General features: G+C 38.1%; 21 protein-coding genes, 2 tRNA genes and 2 pseudogenes. 12 read left to right on the forward strand and 13 right to left on the reverse strand.

Going from position 1 to position 18138, the window contains the following annotated elements; genetic code table 11:
- Positions 1-6: 6 nt before the first annotated feature.
- Genes trpD through trpA form a run of 5 tightly spaced genes read left to right on the forward strand, consistent with a single transcriptional unit; the run spans position 7 to position 4331 of the window.
- Positions 7-1011: an anthranilate phosphoribosyltransferase gene (trpD, locus tag HMPREF2655_RS06580; protein ID WP_007521091.1), complete on the forward strand. Its 1005-nt coding sequence runs from the start codon at positions 7-9 to the stop codon at positions 1009-1011.
- Positions 1008-1775, forward strand: a complete 768-nt coding sequence (gene trpC / locus HMPREF2655_RS06585) for an indole-3-glycerol phosphate synthase TrpC (protein WP_000076532.1) — start codon at positions 1008-1010, stop codon at positions 1773-1775. The genes trpD and trpC overlap by 4 nt, the downstream gene beginning before the upstream one ends.
- A complete protein-coding gene (locus tag HMPREF2655_RS06590; protein ID WP_070838233.1) occupies positions 1762-2361 on the forward strand; it encodes a phosphoribosylanthranilate isomerase in 600 nt (199 codons plus the stop codon). The genes trpC and HMPREF2655_RS06590 overlap by 14 nt, the downstream gene beginning before the upstream one ends.
- Positions 2339-3562, forward strand: a complete 1224-nt coding sequence (gene trpB / locus HMPREF2655_RS06595; RefSeq protein ID WP_000331309.1) for a tryptophan synthase subunit beta — start codon at positions 2339-2341, stop codon at positions 3560-3562. The genes HMPREF2655_RS06590 and trpB overlap by 23 nt, the downstream gene beginning before the upstream one ends.
- Positions 3555-4331 (forward strand): tryptophan synthase subunit alpha, encoded by a 777-nt coding sequence (gene trpA / locus HMPREF2655_RS06600; protein WP_000047739.1) that lies wholly within the window; start codon positions 3555-3557, stop codon positions 4329-4331. The genes trpB and trpA overlap by 8 nt, the downstream gene beginning before the upstream one ends.
- Here trpA and HMPREF2655_RS10560 read toward each other — a convergent pair.
- A pseudogene (locus HMPREF2655_RS10560) lies at positions 4303-4389 on the reverse strand (prepilin peptidase); the annotation flags it as partial. The gene trpA and the pseudogene HMPREF2655_RS10560 overlap by 29 nt on opposite strands.
- Before the next feature lie 31 nt (positions 4390-4420).
- A complete protein-coding gene (locus HMPREF2655_RS06605; RefSeq protein WP_000687276.1) occupies positions 4421-5320 on the reverse strand; it encodes a helix-turn-helix transcriptional regulator in 900 nt (299 codons plus the stop codon).
- Between the two features lie 78 nt (positions 5321-5398).
- On the opposite strand from HMPREF2655_RS06605, the gene HMPREF2655_RS06610 reads away from it, so the two are divergent.
- A complete protein-coding gene (locus HMPREF2655_RS06610) occupies positions 5399-5854 on the forward strand; it encodes an effector binding domain-containing protein (protein WP_000682685.1) in 456 nt (151 codons plus the stop codon).
- On the opposite strand, the gene HMPREF2655_RS06615 is transcribed toward HMPREF2655_RS06610, so the two are convergent.
- Positions 5843-6505, reverse strand: coding sequence for a prepilin peptidase (locus HMPREF2655_RS06615; protein ID WP_000566522.1), 663 nt, complete (start codon positions 6503-6505; stop codon positions 5843-5845). The two genes, HMPREF2655_RS06610 and HMPREF2655_RS06615, sit on opposite strands and share 12 nt — an antisense overlap.
- A gap of 70 nt (positions 6506-6575) precedes the next feature.
- Here HMPREF2655_RS06615 and HMPREF2655_RS06620 point away from each other — a divergent pair, with 70 nt between their 5' ends.
- From HMPREF2655_RS06620 to HMPREF2655_RS06630, 3 genes are all read left to right on the forward strand, one after another.
- Positions 6576-7031 carry a GNAT family N-acetyltransferase gene (locus HMPREF2655_RS06620; protein WP_070838235.1) on the forward strand — a complete coding sequence of 152 codons (456 nt, stop codon included), beginning with the start codon at positions 6576-6578 and terminating at the stop codon, positions 7029-7031.
- 103 nt (positions 7032-7134) lie between these two features.
- Complete coding sequence (locus HMPREF2655_RS06625; RefSeq protein ID WP_070838237.1) at positions 7135-7659, forward strand: thiol-disulfide isomerase; 525 nt, start codon at positions 7135-7137, stop codon at positions 7657-7659.
- Positions 7660-7729: 70 nt separating this feature from the next.
- Positions 7730-8251 (forward strand): hypothetical protein, encoded by a 522-nt coding sequence (locus HMPREF2655_RS06630; protein WP_070838239.1) that lies wholly within the window; start codon positions 7730-7732, stop codon positions 8249-8251.
- Positions 8252-8469: 218 nt separating this feature from the next.
- Here HMPREF2655_RS06630 and HMPREF2655_RS06635 read toward each other — a convergent pair whose 3' ends face one another.
- From HMPREF2655_RS06635 to HMPREF2655_RS06655, 5 genes are all read right to left on the reverse strand, one after another.
- The gene (locus tag HMPREF2655_RS06635) at positions 8470-8673 is read right to left on the reverse strand and encodes a CsbD family protein (protein WP_000102421.1); all 204 of its coding nucleotides are present in this window, start codon (positions 8671-8673) and stop codon (positions 8470-8472) included.
- A gap of 41 nt (positions 8674-8714) precedes the next feature.
- Positions 8715-9299, reverse strand: coding sequence for an Asp23/Gls24 family envelope stress response protein (locus HMPREF2655_RS06640; protein WP_000072932.1), 585 nt, complete (start codon positions 9297-9299; stop codon positions 8715-8717).
- 11 nt (positions 9300-9310) lie between these two features.
- Positions 9311-9481, reverse strand: coding sequence for a DUF2273 domain-containing protein (locus tag HMPREF2655_RS06645; protein ID WP_000454669.1), 171 nt, complete (start codon positions 9479-9481; stop codon positions 9311-9313).
- An 11-nt stretch (positions 9482-9492) separates the two neighbouring features.
- Positions 9493-10056 (reverse strand): alkaline shock response membrane anchor protein AmaP, encoded by a 564-nt coding sequence (amaP, locus tag HMPREF2655_RS06650; RefSeq protein ID WP_000045614.1) that lies wholly within the window; start codon positions 10054-10056, stop codon positions 9493-9495.
- Positions 10057-10155: 99 nt separating this feature from the next.
- Complete coding sequence (locus tag HMPREF2655_RS06655) at positions 10156-10392, reverse strand: GlsB/YeaQ/YmgE family stress response membrane protein (RefSeq protein ID WP_049500538.1); 237 nt, start codon at positions 10390-10392, stop codon at positions 10156-10158.
- Positions 10393-10702: 310 nt separating this feature from the next.
- Here HMPREF2655_RS06655 and HMPREF2655_RS06660 point away from each other — a divergent pair, with 310 nt between their 5' ends.
- Entirely contained in the window at positions 10703-12184 is a 1482-nt protein-coding gene (locus HMPREF2655_RS06660; RefSeq protein WP_070838241.1) for an AcpB/EbpR/MafR family transcriptional regulator, read from the forward strand.
- Positions 12185-12340: 156 nt separating this feature from the next.
- Here HMPREF2655_RS06660 and HMPREF2655_RS06665 read toward each other — a convergent pair whose 3' ends face one another.
- Positions 12341-13486, reverse strand: a complete 1146-nt coding sequence (locus HMPREF2655_RS06665; protein WP_070534535.1) for a low temperature requirement protein A — start codon at positions 13484-13486, stop codon at positions 12341-12343.
- An 826-nt stretch (positions 13487-14312) separates the two neighbouring features.
- On the opposite strand from HMPREF2655_RS06665, the gene HMPREF2655_RS06670 reads away from it, so the two are divergent.
- Together HMPREF2655_RS06670 and HMPREF2655_RS06675 are read left to right on the forward strand one after the other, a co-directional pair.
- Complete coding sequence (locus HMPREF2655_RS06670; RefSeq protein WP_070838243.1) at positions 14313-15602, forward strand: hypothetical protein; 1290 nt, start codon at positions 14313-14315, stop codon at positions 15600-15602.
- A gap of 9 nt (positions 15603-15611) precedes the next feature.
- On the forward strand, positions 15612-16700 hold the full coding sequence (locus HMPREF2655_RS06675) for an AI-2E family transporter (protein WP_070838245.1): 1089 nt from the start codon (positions 15612-15614) through the stop codon (positions 16698-16700).
- Between the two features lie 140 nt (positions 16701-16840).
- Here the strand turns inward: HMPREF2655_RS06675 and HMPREF2655_RS06680 are convergent.
- The 4 genes and pseudogenes from HMPREF2655_RS06680 to HMPREF2655_RS06695 all read right to left on the reverse strand — a co-directional run bounded on the left by HMPREF2655_RS06680 (position 16841) and on the right by HMPREF2655_RS06695 (position 18138).
- A tRNA-Lys gene (locus tag HMPREF2655_RS06680) sits at positions 16841-16913 on the reverse strand.
- A gap of 62 nt (positions 16914-16975) precedes the next feature.
- Positions 16976-17491 (reverse strand): DUF308 domain-containing protein, encoded by a 516-nt coding sequence (locus HMPREF2655_RS06685; protein WP_000672739.1) that lies wholly within the window; start codon positions 17489-17491, stop codon positions 16976-16978.
- 218 nt (positions 17492-17709) lie between these two features.
- Positions 17710-17943 (reverse strand): annotated as a pseudogene (locus HMPREF2655_RS06690) (XRE family transcriptional regulator); the annotation flags it as partial.
- Between the two features lie 133 nt (positions 17944-18076).
- A tRNA-Lys gene (locus HMPREF2655_RS06695) sits at positions 18077-18138 on the reverse strand.

The raw sequence follows: 18138 nt of genomic DNA on the forward strand, positions 1-18138 counted from the left end.
ACTAGGATGAAAGAGATTATTGAAAAACTAGCAAAATTTGAACATTTATCAGGTGTGGAAATGACGGACGTCATTGAGCGTATCGTAACTGGGCGTGTAACCGAAGCGCAGATTGCTTCTCTCCTTTTAGCTCTTAAGATGAAGGGGGAAACACCGGAAGAGCGCACAGCCATTGCACAAGTCATGAGAGGGCATGCCCAACACATTCCAACTGAGATACATGATGCAATGGACAACTGTGGTACAGGTGGGGACAAGTCTTTCAGCTTTAACATTTCAACAACTGCGGCCTTTGTCTTGGCTGGTGGTGGCATTCACATGGCTAAGCACGGTAACCGTTCGATTTCTTCTAAATCGGGTTCGGCAGATGTCCTTCAAGCATTGGGCATCAATCTTGACCTCAAACCAGCTGAACTAGGTAAGGTTTTTGATAAAACTGGCATCGTCTTTCTCTTTGCTAAAAATATGCACCCAGCTATGAAATACATCATGCCAGCTCGTTTAGAACTAGGAATTCCAACGATCATGAACTTGACTGGTCCACTGATTCACCCAATGGCCTTGGAAACACAGTTGCTTGGTATTAGTCGTCCAGAACTTCTAGAAAGCACTGCTCAGGTTTTGAAAAATATGGGTCGTAAACGTGCCATCGTGGTTGCTGGACCAGAAGGGCTGGATGAAGCTGGCTTGAACGGAACAACCAAGATTGCTCTTCTTGAAAATGGCGAAATCACCTTGTCAAGCTTCACTCCAGAGGATTTGGGGATGGAACGCTACGCTATTGAAGATATCCGTGGAGGTAATGCTCAGGAAAATGCAGAGATTTTGCTTAGTGTTCTTCAAAACGAACCAAGTCCATTCTTGGAAACGACAGTTTTAAATGCTGGCCTTGGTTTCTATGCTAATGGTAAGGTAGCTAGTATCAAGGAAGGAGTTGCCTTGGCTCGTCAAGTGATTGCTAGTGGCAAGGCCCTTGAAAAACTCAGACTGTTACAGGAGTACCAAAAATGAGTCAGGAATTTTTAGCACGAATTTTGGAGCAGAAGGCGCGTGAAGTCGAGCAAATGGAGCTGGAGCAAATCCAGCCCTTGCGCCAGACCTATCGCTTGGCAGAATTTTTGAAGAATCATCAAGACCGCTTGCAGGTGATTGCAGAAGTCAAGAAAGCTAGCCCTAGTCTGGGAGATATCAATCTCGATGTGGATATTGTGCAACAGGCCCAGACTTATGAAGCAAATGGAGCAGTGATGATTTCGGTTTTGACAGATGAGATTTTCTTTAAAGGACATTTGGATTATCTGCGGGAGATTTCCAGTCAGGTGCAGATTCCGACGCTCAACAAGGACTTTATCATCGATGAAAAGCAAATTATCCGCGCTCGTAATGCAGGTGCGACAGTTATCTTGCTCATCGTCGCGGCCTTGTCAGAAGAACGCCTCAAGGAACTGTATGACTATGCTACAGAGCTTGGTCTGGAAGTCTTGGTAGAGACTCACAATCTAGCTGAACTAGAAGTAGCCCACAGACTTGGAGCGGAGATTATCGGGGTCAATAACCGCAACTTGACCACCTTTGAAGTCGATTTGCAGACCAGTGTAGACTTGGCCCAGCACTTTAAGAAAGGTCACTATTACATTTCTGAATCTGCTATTTTCACAGAGCAGGATGCGGAAGGACTAGCATCATCCTTTAACGGAATTTTAGTAGGGACAGCTCTGATGCAGGCGGAGGATGTAGCCCAGAGAATCAAGGAGTTGCAAATTGACAAAGGTTAAGATTTGTGGATTATCAACCAAAGAAGCGGTGGAAACAGCCGTTTCAGCAGGGGCGGATTACATCGGTTTTGTCTTCGCTCCTAGTAAGAGACAGGTGACCTTAGGACAGGCTGCTGAGCTGGCAAAGCTCATTCCTGTCAACGTTAAAAAGGTTGGTGTATTTGTTTCACCAAGTCGGGCAGAATTGCTAGAAGCGATTGAAAAAGTTGGTCTGGACTTGGTTCAAGTTCACGGTCAGGTAGCAGATGAGTTGTTTGAAGATTTGCCTTGTAGCAGTATTCAGGCTGTGCAAGTGGATAGAGAGGGGCTTGTGCCTAATTCTCAGGCAGATTATCTACTCTTTGATGCCCCTGTTGCTGGGAGTGGCCAGACCTTTGACTGGGGTCAACTGGATACGACAGGACTAGCTCAGCCCTTCTTTATCGCAGGTGGGCTTAAGGCAGACAATGTAGCAAAAGCAATTCAACACTTTACTCCCTATGCAGTAGATGTATCAAGTGGAGTGGAGACGGATGGACAAAAAGATCATGAAAAGATTAGAAGATTTATAGAGAGGGTAAAGCATGGCATATCAAGAACCAAATAAAGAAGGATTTTACGGAAAATTCGGCGGACGTTTTGTCCCAGAAACATTGATGACAGCAGTTTTGGAGTTGGAAAAAGCTTATCGTGAAAGTCAGGCGGATCCAAGTTTCCAAGAGGAATTAAACCAGCTCTTACGTCAGTACGTAGGACGTGAAACTCCTCTTTACTACGCAAAAAACTTGACCCAGCATATCGGTGGAGCTAAGATTTATCTCAAGCGGGAAGACCTCAACCATACAGGGGCTCACAAGATTAACAATGCCTTGGGACAAGTTCTTCTGGCTAAACGCATGGGTAAAAAGAAAATTATCGCTGAAACGGGTGCTGGTCAGCACGGTGTGGCAACTGCAACTGCTGCAGCTCTCTTTAACATGGAATGTACCATCTATATGGGTGAGGAAGATGTTAAACGCCAAGCCCTTAATGTCTTCCGTATGGAGCTTTTGGGAGCTAAGGTTGAGGCCGTGACAGATGGTTCGCGCGTGCTCAAGGATGCAGTTAATGCAGCCCTTCGTTCATGGGTAGCTAACATCGATGACACCCACTATATCCTTGGTTCTGCCTTGGGGCCTCATCCTTTCCCAGAAATCGTTCGTGACTTCCAAAGTGTCATCGGTCGAGAGGCTAAACAACAGTACCGTGACTTGACAGGTCAAGATTTACCAGATGCCCTAGTAGCCTGTGTTGGTGGTGGTTCTAATGCTATCGGTCTCTTCCATCCATTTGTAGAAGATGAGTCAGTAGCAATGTATGGGGCTGAAGCAGCAGGGCTTGGTGTGGATACGGAGCACCACGCAGCTACCTTGACCAAGGGTCGCCCAGGTGTTCTCCACGGTTCGCTTATGGATGTGCTCCAAGATGCACATGGGCAAATTCTTGAAGCTTTCTCTATCTCAGCAGGTTTGGACTATCCTGGTATCGGTCCAGAACATTCTCACTACCACGATATCAAACGTGCCAGCTATGTTCCTGTGACTGACGAGGAAGCCTTGGAAGGATTCCAACTCTTGTCTCGCGTGGAAGGGATTATCCCAGCCTTGGAATCTAGCCATGCCATTGCCTTTGCAGTGAAATTAGCCAAAGAACTTGGTCCAGACAAGTCTATGATTGTCTGCCTATCTGGTCGTGGGGACAAGGATGTGGTTCAAGTCAAAGACCGCTTGGAAGCAGATGCAGCAAAGAAGGGAGAAGCCCATGTCTAAGACACTAACAGAAAAATTGAACGCTATCAAAGCAGCAGGAAAAGGAATTTTCGTTCCCTATATCATGGCTGGGGACCATGAGAAAGGATTAGATGGTCTTGGTGAAACAATCCACTTTTTAGAAGATTTGGGTGTTTCTGCTATTGAAGTGGGTATTCCCTTTTCAGACCCTGTTGCAGATGGACCTGTAATCGAAGAAGCAGGCTTGCGCAGTCTAGCTCATGGAACTTCTACCCAGGCTTTGGTTGAAACCTTGAAAACCATTCAAACAGAAGTTCCGCTTGTCATCATGACCTACTTCAACCCCCTCTTTCAGTACGGTGTGGAGAAATTTGTCAAAGATCTGGCAGATACAGCAGTTAAGGGCTTGATTATCCCAGACCTGCCTCATGAGCATGCCAACTTTGTAGAGCCCTTTTTGGCAGACACAGATATCGCCTTGATTCCCCTAGTTAGTTTGACCACAGGACTCGAGCGCCAAAAAGAGTTAATCCAGGGAGCTGAGGGATTTGTCTATGCCGTTGCCATCAATGGGGTAACAGGGAAATCAGGAAATTACCGTGCAGACTTGGACAAGCACCTGGCACAATTGCATCAAGTAGCTGACATCCCAGTCTTGACAGGATTTGGTGTGTCTAGTCAAGAAGACGTAGAACGCTTCAATGCGGTATCAGATGGCGTTATCGTCGGTTCGAAAATTGTAAAAGCTCTCCACCAAGGAGAGCCGATTGAGGACTTTATCAAACAAGCAGTAGCTTACCAAAAATAATCACACAAGCAGCAAGTAAGAGGAAAGGCACGAAAGGAAGTCTTTCCTTTTTCTTTTGAGGGTATAAGTTCATGAATGACAGTTGAATATTAGTTTGGGTATTGCTTATGAATGGTATCTATATAGTTGGTGAAATGTTTCAGGAAATGCTTAGGAGATATAACAGTGATGTATTTTCCAAAAGCAAGCAAGGTATTGTATCCCCAATCATTGTCGTATAACGGATAAGTAATCTCGTAAATATCGCTATTAATAGGTTTTATGGCATTATAGCCTAAGAGTTCCACAAATCGATCAAGAACAATTTTCTGGACATGCAGGATGACAGGTACTTTGTTTTCATTCATCCAAGCACCACCATCATAGGGAAGTGGTGTAAAATGTCTTTTTGAAAAAGTATCGGAGAGAGTAAGTTCACTAATTCTAGCAACTTTAAAAACAGAAAAACGCGCTTTATCAGTATCGTAGGCATCCATATACCAACTCCGGTCCTTATAGACAATACGGTAAGGCTCACAATTTTTTTGACTCACCAGTCCTTGTGAATTAATATAGGAAAATTTTATTTTTACTCTACCTCTGATAGCTTCCAATAACTTAAAAATCAAAGTTCGTATTTCCAAGTTCCCTTGAGATAGAGATAAATCAATTTCGAAATCAGAGTATGTATTGGTAGCATTTAATTTCAATATAGCATTGAAAGTAGAGGCATCTTCCAATACTTGATAACGGCTTTTTAAACCAGATTCGATCGAAAGCTGTTCGGATTGGGTCAGGGGAGGTTTGTCAGTTTGGAAGTCTTCCATAAGAAAAATGCCTCCATTTTTTCCTTTCATTACATAGAGAGGAATGCCTGCAAGAGATAAATCATCAATATCTCTCATAATAGTTCGTGTGCTGACTTTAAAAAGTTCTGATAATTCTTTAGCTGTTGTTTTTCGTTTATTTACTAAATGAGAAATAATCCCCATTTGACGGTCGATTTTCATAATTCTCTCCTTAAATATGACAGATAGTTGTCATATTACTTTTGTTATGATTATACCATAAAGAAAGGAGTTCATATAATGAAACATCAAACTAAACCATCGTTTACCTTAGTTGGCAAGAGTATTTTGATAGAAGGAACTACAGTTCATGAACATCACTATTCTAAAGAGAAAACGGCATTCTATACTCAGTTATTTAAAGAAGGAATGCTAGGAAAATTGATGACCCATTCCATAGATAAAAGAGGCTATGCTTTGATAGTTCCTCATAAAGATGGTATACAATACTACGCAGGAGTTGCGGCAAATAATGCTGTGGCAGGTTACGAAAGCATTCTTGTCCCAGAGAAAGATTATTTAGTAAGCTCAGCCAGTGGTGATAAATCAAGACTCTTGTTTGATAAATTGGAGGATAACTTTTTTGAGGGAGAATATAGCTCGCTTTACAATGATGGAATTATCTTAGAAATACTTTTAAACGGTAATCCCATGGATGCAGAAGTTGAGCTTTGGGTTCCCAATTCAACAAACTAATAAGAACTGATAGAAAATTATTATAGTCGCAGCAAGTAAGAGGAAAGGCACAAAAGGAAGTCTTTCCTTTTTCTTTTGCGAAAGAAAGGCTAAAATCCCTGCCACAGAAGCAAACTGGATCAAGATGAGCAACTCTGTCGCGCTAAAGATGAGAGCACAAGAAGCTAGAAAGAGGAAATCTCCTGCGCCCATGCGGATATCAATAAAATGAGCCATGATTCCGAGGACAAGGAAGAAGACCATAACCAGATTCCAGCCACAGAAAGCCATGAGGATTAGGTGAAACGTCAGCCAGACCAGCAAGGGATATTCCTGATGGAGAAGGTCGTAGATGCCTAAGGTCAAGCCAGCAGTGATTAGGATGACTTGACCCAAGGAAATCCAGCCCCATGACCAAGCTAGAAAGAGGATTCCTAAGCCGAGTTCAAAGAGGGCATACCAGAATGGATAGCGAGCCTTGCAGTAGCGACAGCGAAAGCGATTGAAGACCTGCGAAAGGATAGGAATCAAATCTAGCGGACGCAAGCGAGTCTGACAGGAATTGCAGTGGCTAGCTGGTCGAATAATGGATTGCTCAGGAAAACGGTCAATGACCAAACCTAAGAAAGAAGCGAGAATGCTCCCGACAAGAAAAAAATAAAGATCAATCATACTTATCTATTCGTAAAAAATAGGAGAAGTAGTATAATAAAGAAACATTGATAAGATGGTGAGGAAATAGATGACAATTCGTTTTGAAGAAAATGTGAGTACAGAAAACGCTCAGCTCGTATGCCAATGGTCCAACTCCCTTGGCCAAGCTTTTCAAGAACAATGGATGGGACCAATGATTCCTTTTCCCTTAACAATTCAAATCCTGCAAGATTTGGAAGGAATCTTTTCAATCTTTGATGGACAAGAGTTTGTAGGGCTTATCCAGAAAATCAGACTAGAAGACAGGAATCTTCATATCGGGAGATTTTTTATCAACCCCCAGAAACAGGGACAAGGCTTAGGTAGCCAGGCTTTAAGGAAATTTGTTAGTTTGGCCTTTGAAAATGGAGACATAGATACTGTCTCTCTAAATGTCTACGAGGCAAATCAAAGAGCTCATAATCTTTACCAAAAAGAAGGATTTGAAATCGTTCAAATGGTTGAAGTACCTATACGAAAATACATCATGAAAAAGGGCAGATAACAGTCACGGGGGATTAGAGCCCCAAGGATTTTCAAGGATAAGGCAGTTACCTTTCAAAGTTGGAAACAAGATTTCTATGATTTCTTAGATAGAGGAGATAAAAATGTCGAGACCTAGAAAAATACGAATCTTACTCTCTTCAGTACTTGCCTTAGTTGTTGATATCAATCATTATTTTCAGTATCAAAGCCACCAAGAACGCTTCCAATTAAAGACTTTCTTTGAAGAGAAGGACACTATAGTCGTCTTAAAACGTTTGATGGCGTCAGAAAAATATGCGTCTGACATGCGAAAAGCAGGCTATGTCGTTCCTTCCGATGGAGCTATCCGCTTGGATGGAGGAATTGACTCCATAGGGATAAAAGGAGACATTGATTTGAAAATTGTGAATCCTGCCAGGGATGAAGTCTCTGTTTTATTTGAAACAATGGTAAATGAGGAAAAAATAAATGCCTACTATATTTTAGATCATCAATTAACCCTAAAACGTAGTTACTATTCTTATATTAGTAATCAAAATAAAGAAAGTGTGACCATCTCCCAAGCCGAAGAAGAACACCTGTTAAAGATTGTTCAAAAAGAGTTGAAATCTTTTCTAGATAAGATGTATCAGACTTTGTATGGTTGATGTTACCAGTGAGAAATGGATGCGAGACTCTGTTCAGAGTGTCAACGATGATGAGAAAGGAGGGACAAGAATGTTTACAGAATTGCTCTTTATTGTCTCTTTTGTCTTAATTTTACGTTTGTTTAAAAGTAGGCGCTCACGAATAATTATAGGAGTGTTGTATAGTTTGCTGCTAGTTTGGTTTGTCTTTTCCGTTTTGAACTATGGCAAATACACTCTTCAACCAGGTCAATCCGTCAACTTAAGAGTAAATCCCAGAACACAAGATTTGGAATACTATTCAATCTTCATCTTGAAGAAAAACGATTCAAGCAAAATTAAATTAACTGGCTCAAGTGTTTGGAGTGAGAGTAATGGTGATGTTTACTATGAAGTAGAGGGACAAAAAATTACAAAAAGCCATGGTTTCGATGAGGAGGATGAAGAACTTCCAAACAATCAAGCAGATATTTATTTAGAAAAAGATGGAGTTGTTGTGAGTTACCAAGGTGAAAAAGTGTTTGATGCCACCAATAACAAGCCCTACACGATAACCATTACCAATGTAGACACCCAGCCAGCCCAATTTGAGGCTCAGGTGGTGGATAAATAAGCCAGCCTAGTAGTGTGCAAGCTTTTAAATTTTCTTTCTTTAAAAAGGGAGATATTATTTTAAACAAGCAAAAAAGCCTTGAAATCAAGGCTTTTCCTTTTGACAATTTCTTTTAGCGAAAATTGGGAAGCGTGTTTACAATCCGATCTACAAAAAAAGAGGACATTTGCGGTCCTCTTTTTGACTACTATAATGAAAAGGTCAATTAACGTTTAGCCTTATTTTTCGTCTTTGTGAAGCATGTTTTTCACACCTTCAATAGCGCCTTCGACAGCATCTTTAGCATCTTCAGCAACTTCTTTTACTTTAGAAACAACTTTTTCAGCTGTTCCTTCTTTTTCCATTTTTTCATCGCCGATCATTTTGCCGACACCTTCTTTAATGGAACCTTTTGCTTGGTTTAATTTTTCTTCTGTTGACATGATTCTGCCTCCTTTAAATTGATTGATTTTGACCAGATGAATTAGTGTACGCGAGCATTTTCTTTTGTTTCGCCTTTAACGGCTTCAACACCTTCGCCTACTTTTTCTTGAACAGCAGCAACACCTGAACCGATACCAGATTTCACTTTTTCAAATTGTTCTGAAGCAAATTCTCCTGTTGAAGAAGCCACGTCAGTTACTCGGTCTTGGAGGCTAACTGAATCTGCTTCATGCTGTTCCTTCGTTTTGATATCAACAACATTCACATTGACTTCAACTACTTCTAGATCAGTCATTTTTGTAACTTGTGATACGACAACATCTTTGATTTCTTTGTACAAAGCAGGGACATTCTTTTGGTACTCAACAACAATGTTCAAGTCAACTGCAACTTGCTCTTTCCCAACTTCAACATTGACACCATGAGTGACATTATCTGTATTGATAATTTTTTCTGTTAGATTAGAGAAGAATCCTCCATCCACATCCAAAAGTCCAGGTACTTTTTCAAGTGAAAGACCAATGATTTTTTGGATTACTTTGTCTTCATAAGTGAGTTCCCCTTTAACATCTTGAGAAACAACAGCAACATCTTTTTTTTCTACATTTTTATCTACGTTTGACATACGAGACTCCTTTATTTATTTAAATATTTTTCCTTAACATAGTATCCAGCAAATGCTCCTAGGGCTCCACAAATTAGTACAAATAGTGTTTTGAAAAAGCCAAAGGATAAGATAAAGCAAGCGAGAATGACACCTACTAGACCTGCAATAATTGGATACTGATATTTTTTAAACCATTCCATTTTTTACTTCCTTACTTTACACGACTAACAGTCTTTTTGGTCGTTTTTGGAGGTTCAAATTCTTTCACTTTAACTTCAAGTTTTACCTCACGTTCAATACCAAAGAACTGCTTTAATCCATGAGTTATTTCATTCTGGATGACAAGACATCGATTTGAGATGTTGTCCGAAGGAAGAATTTTGCCCTCAACATAAACGAAACATTTATTTTTGCGGCTATTTACATGGACTGTTGGTTCTTTGATCAACTGATGATCAATGACCAAACATCGAACAAAGCCTTCGATAGCTGAATTTTTTAGTTTTAATGTATCTTCTTGAGTCTCTAATTGAATCTCTAAATACTGTTTAGGATAGAAGAGTATTACTAACATTGAAATTAACACTAAAACAGATAGGACAAGTGTCCCCCAAAAGACATATCTAGCAATCAGAAATTCAGCGTAGAGTTCTCTCCAACTGAATAAGTGGATATCTAAATCACTGACCTGATGATAATCTATGAGAATAGGAAGGAAAATAGCCAAGATTAAAATACAGAAAATAAGTAACAATATTTTCTTTGATTTTGACATATTAAATCCTTTCAAATGAAAAGCTTTAAACCATAATTTTACCCGTCTAAAGTATTCAAAATTATGGCTTATCACTTTTAATTTCTTATTAGGTAATGCTTATTTTTTACCAAATAGAAATGAAACGACTGCAACAACAATCACAGCACCAACGATTGACGGAATAATAGCCATTCCAGCCAATGAAGGTCCCCAGCTTCCTAGAAGTGATTGCCCTACAGACGAACCGACAAGACCTGCAATGATATTCGCAATCAATCCCATTGAACCACCTTTTTTAGTGATTGCACCTGCGATGAGACCAATAAGACCTCCAACAATAATGGACCACAACATAGTGTATCCTCCTTTTCTATTTCTAAATCAAAGAATCATTTTCAGAAAATAATTTTCTTTGATATCATTTATTATATAACATTTAAATATGGAAAGGTAATAATTTGTCTTGAATTACGTATTATAAAAATACACCTTAGGTACAAATAAATAAGAAAATCTTGGTGCTACTGAGTTTCTAAGTGATTAGACTAGTCTTTTGATGACAAGCAAAAGTCGTTTTAAGAGGATAAATCCACTCTATATGGTATAATTGCATGAAGATTGAAAGACAATCCTTTAGTTTATTACAAAGAGAGAAAAGCTGTTCATGAGAGATTTATTATCGAAAAAAAGTCACAGACAATTAGAATTATTAGAATTACTATTTGAAAACAAACGCTGGTTTCATATTTCAGAACTAGCAGAATTATTGCACTGTACAGAACGTTCTGTAAAAGATGACTTGTCTCAAGTCAGATCTTCTTTTCCTGACTTGCTATTTCATTCCTCGACAAACGGCATCCGTATCATTAATACCGATGATAGTGATATTGAGATGGTCTATCATCATTTTTTTAAGCATTCAACCCACTTTTCAATTTTAGAATTTATCTTCTTTAATGAAGGATGTGATACTGATAGTTTCTGCAAAGAGTTTTATATCAGTTCTTCCTCTCTTTATCGTATCATCAGTCACATTAATAAAATTATTAAGAAACAATATCGTTTTGAAATAAGCCTCAATCCAGTTCGAATCACTGGAAATGAGATTGATATCCGTTACTTTTTTGCCCAGTATTTTTCAGAGAAATATTATTTCCTTGAATGGCCCTTTGAAGATTTTTCTCAAGAACCCTTGTCTCAATTATTGGAATTAGTCTATAAAGCAACTTCTTTCCCGATGAATTTATCAACTCATAGAATGTTAAAATTACTTCTGGTTACAAATTTATATCGCATAAAGTTTGCTCATTTCATGGAAGTTGAGAGAGACTCTTTTAACAATCAATTGTTGGAATCGTTTATGCAGGCAGAAGGAATTGACGAGATTGTAGCGAGCTTTGACTCTGAATATCATATCTCTCTGAATAAAGAAGTAATAGGTCAATTATTTGTATCCTATTTTCAAAAAATGTTTTTCATAGATGAAGAATTATTCTTGAACCATGCAAAAACAGACAGCTATGTAAAAAAATCGTATCAGTTATTGGGAGAACTAGTAGATCAGGTATCAAGAGAGTATAATCTTCAAGTAGACAATAAGGACAATCTGATTTGGCATCTGCATAATACAGCACATCTGCATCGTCAGGAATTATCGACAGAGTTTATCCTATTTGATCAAAAAGGCAATACAATCAAAAACTTTCAAAATATTTTCCCTCGATTTGTTTCAGAGGTGAAGGAAGGGATTGAACATTATCTAGAGGCTTTGGATATGGATCGTAATTCAATGAAGGTCAATCATTTGACCTATACTTTTATCACCCATAGCAAACACTTGGTGCTAAATCTTTTACAAAATCAACCTAAATTAAAGGTTTTGGTCATGAGTAATTTTGATCAGTATCATGCAAAATCAGTAGCTGAGACACTTTCTTACTATTGTAGTAACAATTTTGAACTGGAAGTTTGGAGTGAATTAGAGTTATCACTTGATGCTCTAAAAGAATCACCTTATGACATCATTATTTCTAATTTTATTATTCCTCCTATTGAAAATAAGAGACTGATCTATTCTAATAATGTCAATACAGTCGCTCTCATCTCTTTGCTTAACGCAATGATGTTTATTCGATTAGACGAGTAACTAAGAATAACAAAAAACGCTATCTAGCGTTTTTTGTTTTATAAGGAAAGAATTTTATCTATACTAAACTCAGAATATCCTAACAATCCTGTCATTTTTTAGTTCAGAACAACAAAAAGCCTTGGTTCCCAAAGCTTTTTTTATGTTATAAACTCATTAAAATAACTCCCAGTTAGATTTGGAATATTTTTTATTCTGTGTCATATAAAAATAAATAAAATGAATGGCTATAGCTAGAGCTAAAATGGTTGTTATACTCACTACTATTATAGGATTAGAAGCAAAGATTAAAGAGAGAATCAAGGCAGCCAGATAGAGTGTCGCTTGGACACAGTAGTAACTTTTCGAATAGCGAAGATAGTGTTTGTTACAGGGCCCATTTACTAGGACAGCAACTTGGAAGAGGCCAAATCCGATATAAGAGAAGCTGGTTGCAAAGAGACGATTAGCTTCAGGATTCAGAAGAAAACTCATCGAAACGGTCATCATAAGAAGTCCAATGAAAATAGGATAGTGACTGTAAATTAGAAATAGTCCCTTTTGATTAGATTTTTCATCAATAGCATGGTCGAATTGACCAAAATAAAACAAGAACAGAGAAATCATAATAATGAAATAAAGAACCGAATAAATCGAGAAATTCTCGATTGTAAAGAAGTTAGCTAGTTCCGTAATCATCTCTCCAAACATAATAATGACAAGAAGGGAGATGCGCTCGATTAAATGGGGGAGATTTACCTGGTAATGCTTATCTTTATTAAGCAAGATACTTGGCATAATAAATGTTAGCAGAATACTAGCAAATAAGACAGAGACTCCAACGTAAATAGGAAGAAGAGCTGCTAGATAGACTCCTAAACTTCCTAGAGCTGTTATCCATAGAAAACCTTTGATACTTTCCCGATTAACATCATCGGTTGATTTTCTAAAAAATTCAACCAAATATTGAAAAAATAAGGTAAGGGTTAATGTACCAATAGCCCAACAGAGATAATGAAAATATTGTTGCCAATCAGGTCCAATCATATTGGCTATAAAGAGTAAAATTCCCATTTTGATAAACATGATTACTATGTTAAATAAAGAGTTCTTTCCATAGCGATTGGTATAATCGGTTTGAATCATCCAGGAATTGATGAGAAGCAAAGTAGCAATGAAAAAATCAAGGAAAGAATTCCAAGTCAAAATACCGTTATGAAGATGGTCAATTAAAGTAGTTACTTTTGAAATTGCAAAAACAAAAACTAAGTCATAAAAAAGTTCTGAAAATTCTACACGTTTATGTTTAATAAGAGTTGTCATCTTAAGACCTTTCTATTTTAGAAGTACAATTTATTATAACAGAAAATGGTAATGAAAGAAAAGGATATGCTTAAATAATTTCATGTGGCGCGAATGAACTGCGCCACAAAAGTTAGGTTTTTTCTGTCTAACTTTTGGGGTGCAGTTCAGAAGGGTGTTCATAAAATTATACCGTTGATATCCATTAGTTGACCAAAAGTAGAACAGATACACAAAAAAGCCTTGTAAATCAAGGCTTTTTCCTGTTGTATTTAGATGCCCCCTACAGGGATTTGGAAAGGACTTTCATATTGAGAGCAATTAAAAATATTGAAATATAAGTGATTTTAGGTATTTTCAATGTCATGATTTAAAAATGGGACAAAAGTGGGGCAAAAACCATACAGATTCTAAACTGTATGGTTCTTTTTTTATCTAACCAAGAAAGGTTAAAACTTATTAAAACACATGCAATCAACTGTTGAAAACTTTTTAGTCCGTGTAATATAAAAACAAGTAAAAAGTTGAACTATAGGGAATATTGTGTCATAATAGGTAATAGATGAATAATTAATAGATTGGAAATAATGCTTTCTTACCTTAACAAGTTGAATTGGTTATACATTTTTTCGTCTCAATTGTACTTATCTCTCAAGTTTAGCTAGTTTTTATAAGCTCTGGCTTCTAATCAATATAACAAATTTTAGAAGTGCATAAGACAAGATGGTGACATTACTACAGTCATTGCTAATCGCTATGTCTGCCTGGTACAGACTGTTTGTGCCGTTGGCTATTTACCAGTCAGTTTAATCAAAGGGCTTAATTTTTATTGTTGAAAGGTTTTTATATGGGGGAAATTCTCTCTTTAGGTCTGACAGGTAAGAAATTACTTGCTCAGGGTTTCTTGTTTGTTCTGTTAGGTCTTATCTTGATGGTCACGGGGACTTGGTTGCCAGTAACGATTATTCGACTGGCTCTGTTTTTAGCTTGGATAGCAACGGTCTTAGATTTAGTATTACGTATTTTAAAAAAAAGTCAGTCAACGGACACCTTGGGAGTTGCGCTGGTTAAATTGTTAGTGCTGGGATATTTGCTAGGCTCGAATCTTGCGACGGATGTGCCGATTTATATTTTGGCTCTTGTGATTGGAGTTTATCAGATTTTTCATGCTACTATCAACCTTGTCACCTATGTTCTCTACCGCAAAAACAAAATTCGACCTCGTTTTCGTCTCTTACTAGATGGACTCGTACTAGTTTTTCTTGGTGGGACTAGTCTTTTGTCCTCTACAGGAAATTCTGTTTTTCAACTCTTTGTATTAGGGGCTTATTTTTTCCTTTATGGTGTGTCCAATATCCGTGACGGTTTCTTGTTTGAGGAGGAAATTGGGAAAAACCATCTCAAACGTCGTGTAAGAATTAGCTTACCTATTGTCCTAGCCGCTCTCATCCCTGCAAGTACTTTAGCAAAAATCAACAAATTCATGCAGGAAAATGCTGATGAGAGAGAGGATATCCATCTTGGAATGGTGAAGTCTGGTAAGACAGCGGAGCTTGAAATTTTTGTTCATACAGCTGAGACCTCTCTGTTTTCGGCAATTGGTCATGTGGATATCTGCTATCAAGGCCGTGTTATTTCTTATGGCAACTATGATCCGTCTTCTGAGACCTTATTTGGCATGGTAGGAGATGGTGTCTTATATTTCTGTGATCGTGACAAGTACATTGACCTATGTAAACGTGAGAGTCAAAAAACGCTTTTTGGTTATGGGATAGATTTGACGCCTGAAATGGAAAAAGCAGTTCAGAAAAAGTTGGCTGAATTGAAACAACTGACGATTCCATGGGAGCCAAGTGCAGATAAAATCATGACAGGTGATGGTAAGGAAGACTACACCTACGCTTATAAAATCAGACATGAGACAGATGGGGAACTTTATAAATTTATCAAATCTAAGTTTAAATCCTACTTTGTCTTATCTACAAACTGTGTGCTCTTGGCTGATACCATAGTCGGTCAGGCTGGCACCGATATCCTCTCACCCAAAGGATTTATCGCACCAGGAACTTACCAAGCTTACCTTGACCGAGAGTTTGAAAAACCAAATAGTATAGTCGTATCTAAACATGTTTATTAAGGAGAATTTATGAACTTAGTAAAAAAATACACCCCATTAATACTTTTTATAGGGCTGGTTACTCTTGTAATTCTGAATGCATCAAGCTTTATATCAGGGGCAGTATCTCTCTTTGAAGTAACTTCTACCTTGATTTATGGTGCTGTCATTGCTTTTGTGCTCAATGTTCCCATGAAAAAAATTGAAGAATTCCTAGTTAAAATGAAGGTAAAGGCAGGGTTGCGCCGTCCGATTGCTATGGTGCTTGTTTTCCTATCTCTTATCTTAATCGTGATCTGTCTTTTGGTTTTGGTGCTTCCAACCCTTGCTCAGACTATTAGTCAGCTGGGAGCAGTCCTTTCAACAGTCCTGACTCAACTTGGGAAATTGCTAGACAGCTCGGAATTTGTAACCAAAGACATGCTGTCAACTATCGTATCAGGAATTCAGGGACAGTCTAGCTCTATTAGTCAAGCTTTGATAACCTTCTTATCCGGTCTGACTAGTAATATCGGCAATATTTTTTCAAGTTTGATGAATGCCTTTTTGATTATAGTCTTCACCTTTTCATTTTTATCCAGTAAGGAACATCTGGCAGCGATGACGAGTCGACTTCTAAAAGTTTTTCTTCCAGAGAAGGTGGTGATAAAGTTGACTTACATTGGACAAGTAGCACTAGAGACTTATGACCAATTTTTGATGATTCAGCTGATTGAAGCAGTTATCATAGGAGTTATGATAGCGGTTGGTTACAGCGTGTTTGGGATACCCTATGGAGTAATGACAGGTATCTTTGCAGGAGTGCTATCGTTCATTCCTTATGTAGGGCCTATGATTGCTTGTGTTGTGGGAGCGATTTTTATCTTCACAGTGAGTCCTACTCAAGCCTTACTTTCTCTTCTTCTATATCAAGTTATACAGCTGATTGAAGGAAACCTTATTTATCCTAGAGTTGTAGGTCAGTCTATTGGTTTGCCAGCTATTTTCACGCTTGCGGCTGCTAGTATTGGAGGCAATCTCTTTGGCTTACTTGGGATGATATTCTTTACACCGATATTTGCTGTTATCTATCGATTGGTTAAGGAATTTGTCGTTGCAAAGGAAAATCAGCTAGATTAAGAAAAACTAAATTTAATAAGATATACTGAGAAGAGAGTGAGAGATTCTCTTCTCTTTTATTTTTAAATACTTTTCTACAAAAAGCTATTAGACGTTAAAAAAAGCCTTGGTTTCAAGGCTTATTTCTGTTGATTTAGATGTGCCCCCTGCAGGGCTCGAACCTGCGCCCCATAGCTTAAGAGTCTACTGCTCTACCAACTGAGCTAAGGAGGCAACAGAAAAAGCTGAGAATGTAACTTCCCAGCTATTTTAATATGCCCAAAATGGCAGCTAGATTATTTACGAAAGGCATCAAGGATATAGGTGAAACCAACAATTAAAAATGCAAAGGCAACGACATAAACGACAAAGACACTTGTAGCTACTGGATTGAACAAAATCACTAGACCTAGTAAAAATGCAAGCAACGCTATCCACATGATATGGTTGCCAATAATAGGGAAAATCAATCCCAGACGATTGCCTTTAAAGAAAGCTATAATGGCTTCTACAATTAACCAAATTCCTAAAATAGTTGGAATGACAACTGGCAGCGTCACAAAGCCATAGGCAACGAGGTAAAGAGCTAAGAGAAGATTAACAATCCCTTGGAAAAGATGAGCTGGTGAGCGAAGCTCTTTTGGTACAGAGAAATAGCCTAAAATAGCTGCTATAGAAGAAACCAGTAAACCAAATGCAATCCACCAGCTGTAAGCAACAAGATTAGCTACTGGGTTTGTAAATAGGAAAAGTCCTAAAAGGACAAAAACAACTCCTGCAAGGAATAGCAGTAAACGATTAGAAAATTTCATTTCAATACCCCCTATATAGTATAGTCTGATAATAAAACTATTATACTTATTTTTATAGAAAATGTCAATAAAATAAATAAACAATTTGGAAGTTTCAGTCTGACTTACAAAAAGAAAAGGAGTTTCCACTCCTTTTCACAGATTGAAGACAAAGTCCTTATAAAAGTGTCTTCTAAAGATTTTAACTTCAATCTGAAGCGAGGTTATCCTCGCTTTTTCTATTTATCAAACAATTCCTTATTTTCAATTAAGAGTTCTAGTGGAGATTTATCCCTTGCTACAATAAAACCAGGTTCATACTGGTTATGAAGTGTTCTTTTCTGAGAAGTTGGATCAATATACAACTCATCTCCATCTTCTGTGTATAGTTGGTTGCCTCTTGTTAAGTAAAGTAAATCCTCTAAGTACTGTCCATCAGTTTCTAGAAAATCTTCGATGTATTTGACAGCTTTTTTGTTTTTCGTAGAGGAGCAAAAGAATTTTTTTACACACAAAATATATCTTGAGCATCTGTTGATGGGACATAAGTAGGGAGGACACAAAAAAAGCCCTGATTCCAAGGCTTTTCCTGTTGTATTTAGATGCCCCCTGCAGGGCTCGAACCTGCGACCCATAGATTAAGAGTCTACTGCTCTACCAACTGAGCT

Origin of the sequence: Streptococcus sp. HMSC066F01 (assembly GCF_001837335.1) — a bacterium.
Taxonomy (GTDB): domain Bacteria; phylum Bacillota; class Bacilli; order Lactobacillales; family Streptococcaceae; genus Streptococcus; species Streptococcus oralis_S.

Excerpts from the sequence above, each read along its gene's own strand:
- trpD (WP_007521091.1), top strand. The coding sequence starts at position 7 with ATGAAAGAGATTATTGAAAAACTAGCAAAATTTGAACATTTATCAGGT.
- trpC (WP_000076532.1), top strand. The coding sequence starts at position 1,008 with ATGAGTCAGGAATTTTTAGCACGAATTTTGGAGCAGAAGGCGCGTGAA.
- trpB (WP_000331309.1), top strand. The coding sequence starts at position 2,339 with ATGGCATATCAAGAACCAAATAAAGAAGGATTTTACGGAAAATTCGGC.
- trpA (WP_000047739.1), top strand. The coding sequence starts at position 3,555 with ATGTCTAAGACACTAACAGAAAAATTGAACGCTATCAAAGCAGCAGGA.
- HMPREF2655_RS06605 (WP_000687276.1), bottom strand. The coding sequence starts at position 5,320 with ATGAAAATCGACCGTCAAATGGGGATTATTTCTCATTTAGTAAATAAA.
- HMPREF2655_RS06610 (WP_000682685.1), top strand. The coding sequence starts at position 5,399 with ATGAAACATCAAACTAAACCATCGTTTACCTTAGTTGGCAAGAGTATT.
- HMPREF2655_RS06615 (WP_000566522.1), bottom strand. The coding sequence starts at position 6,505 with ATGATTGATCTTTATTTTTTTCTTGTCGGGAGCATTCTCGCTTCTTTC.
- HMPREF2655_RS06620 (WP_070838235.1), top strand. The coding sequence starts at position 6,576 with ATGACAATTCGTTTTGAAGAAAATGTGAGTACAGAAAACGCTCAGCTC.
- HMPREF2655_RS06625 (WP_070838237.1), top strand. The coding sequence starts at position 7,135 with ATGTCGAGACCTAGAAAAATACGAATCTTACTCTCTTCAGTACTTGCC.
- HMPREF2655_RS06630 (WP_070838239.1), top strand. The coding sequence starts at position 7,730 with ATGTTTACAGAATTGCTCTTTATTGTCTCTTTTGTCTTAATTTTACGT.
- HMPREF2655_RS06635 (WP_000102421.1), bottom strand. The coding sequence starts at position 8,673 with ATGTCAACAGAAGAAAAATTAAACCAAGCAAAAGGTTCCATTAAAGAA.
- HMPREF2655_RS06640 (WP_000072932.1), bottom strand. The coding sequence starts at position 9,299 with ATGTCAAACGTAGATAAAAATGTAGAAAAAAAAGATGTTGCTGTTGTT.
- HMPREF2655_RS06645 (WP_000454669.1), bottom strand. The coding sequence starts at position 9,481 with ATGGAATGGTTTAAAAAATATCAGTATCCAATTATTGCAGGTCTAGTA.
- amaP (WP_000045614.1), bottom strand. The coding sequence starts at position 10,056 with ATGTCAAAATCAAAGAAAATATTGTTACTTATTTTCTGTATTTTAATC.
- HMPREF2655_RS06655 (WP_049500538.1), bottom strand. The coding sequence starts at position 10,392 with ATGTTGTGGTCCATTATTGTTGGAGGTCTTATTGGTCTCATCGCAGGT.
- HMPREF2655_RS06660 (WP_070838241.1), top strand. The coding sequence starts at position 10,703 with ATGAGAGATTTATTATCGAAAAAAAGTCACAGACAATTAGAATTATTA.
- HMPREF2655_RS06665 (WP_070534535.1), bottom strand. The coding sequence starts at position 13,486 with ATGACAACTCTTATTAAACATAAACGTGTAGAATTTTCAGAACTTTTT.
- HMPREF2655_RS06670 (WP_070838243.1), top strand. The coding sequence starts at position 14,313 with ATGGGGGAAATTCTCTCTTTAGGTCTGACAGGTAAGAAATTACTTGCT.
- HMPREF2655_RS06675 (WP_070838245.1), top strand. The coding sequence starts at position 15,612 with ATGAACTTAGTAAAAAAATACACCCCATTAATACTTTTTATAGGGCTG.
- HMPREF2655_RS06685 (WP_000672739.1), bottom strand. The coding sequence starts at position 17,491 with ATGAAATTTTCTAATCGTTTACTGCTATTCCTTGCAGGAGTTGTTTTT.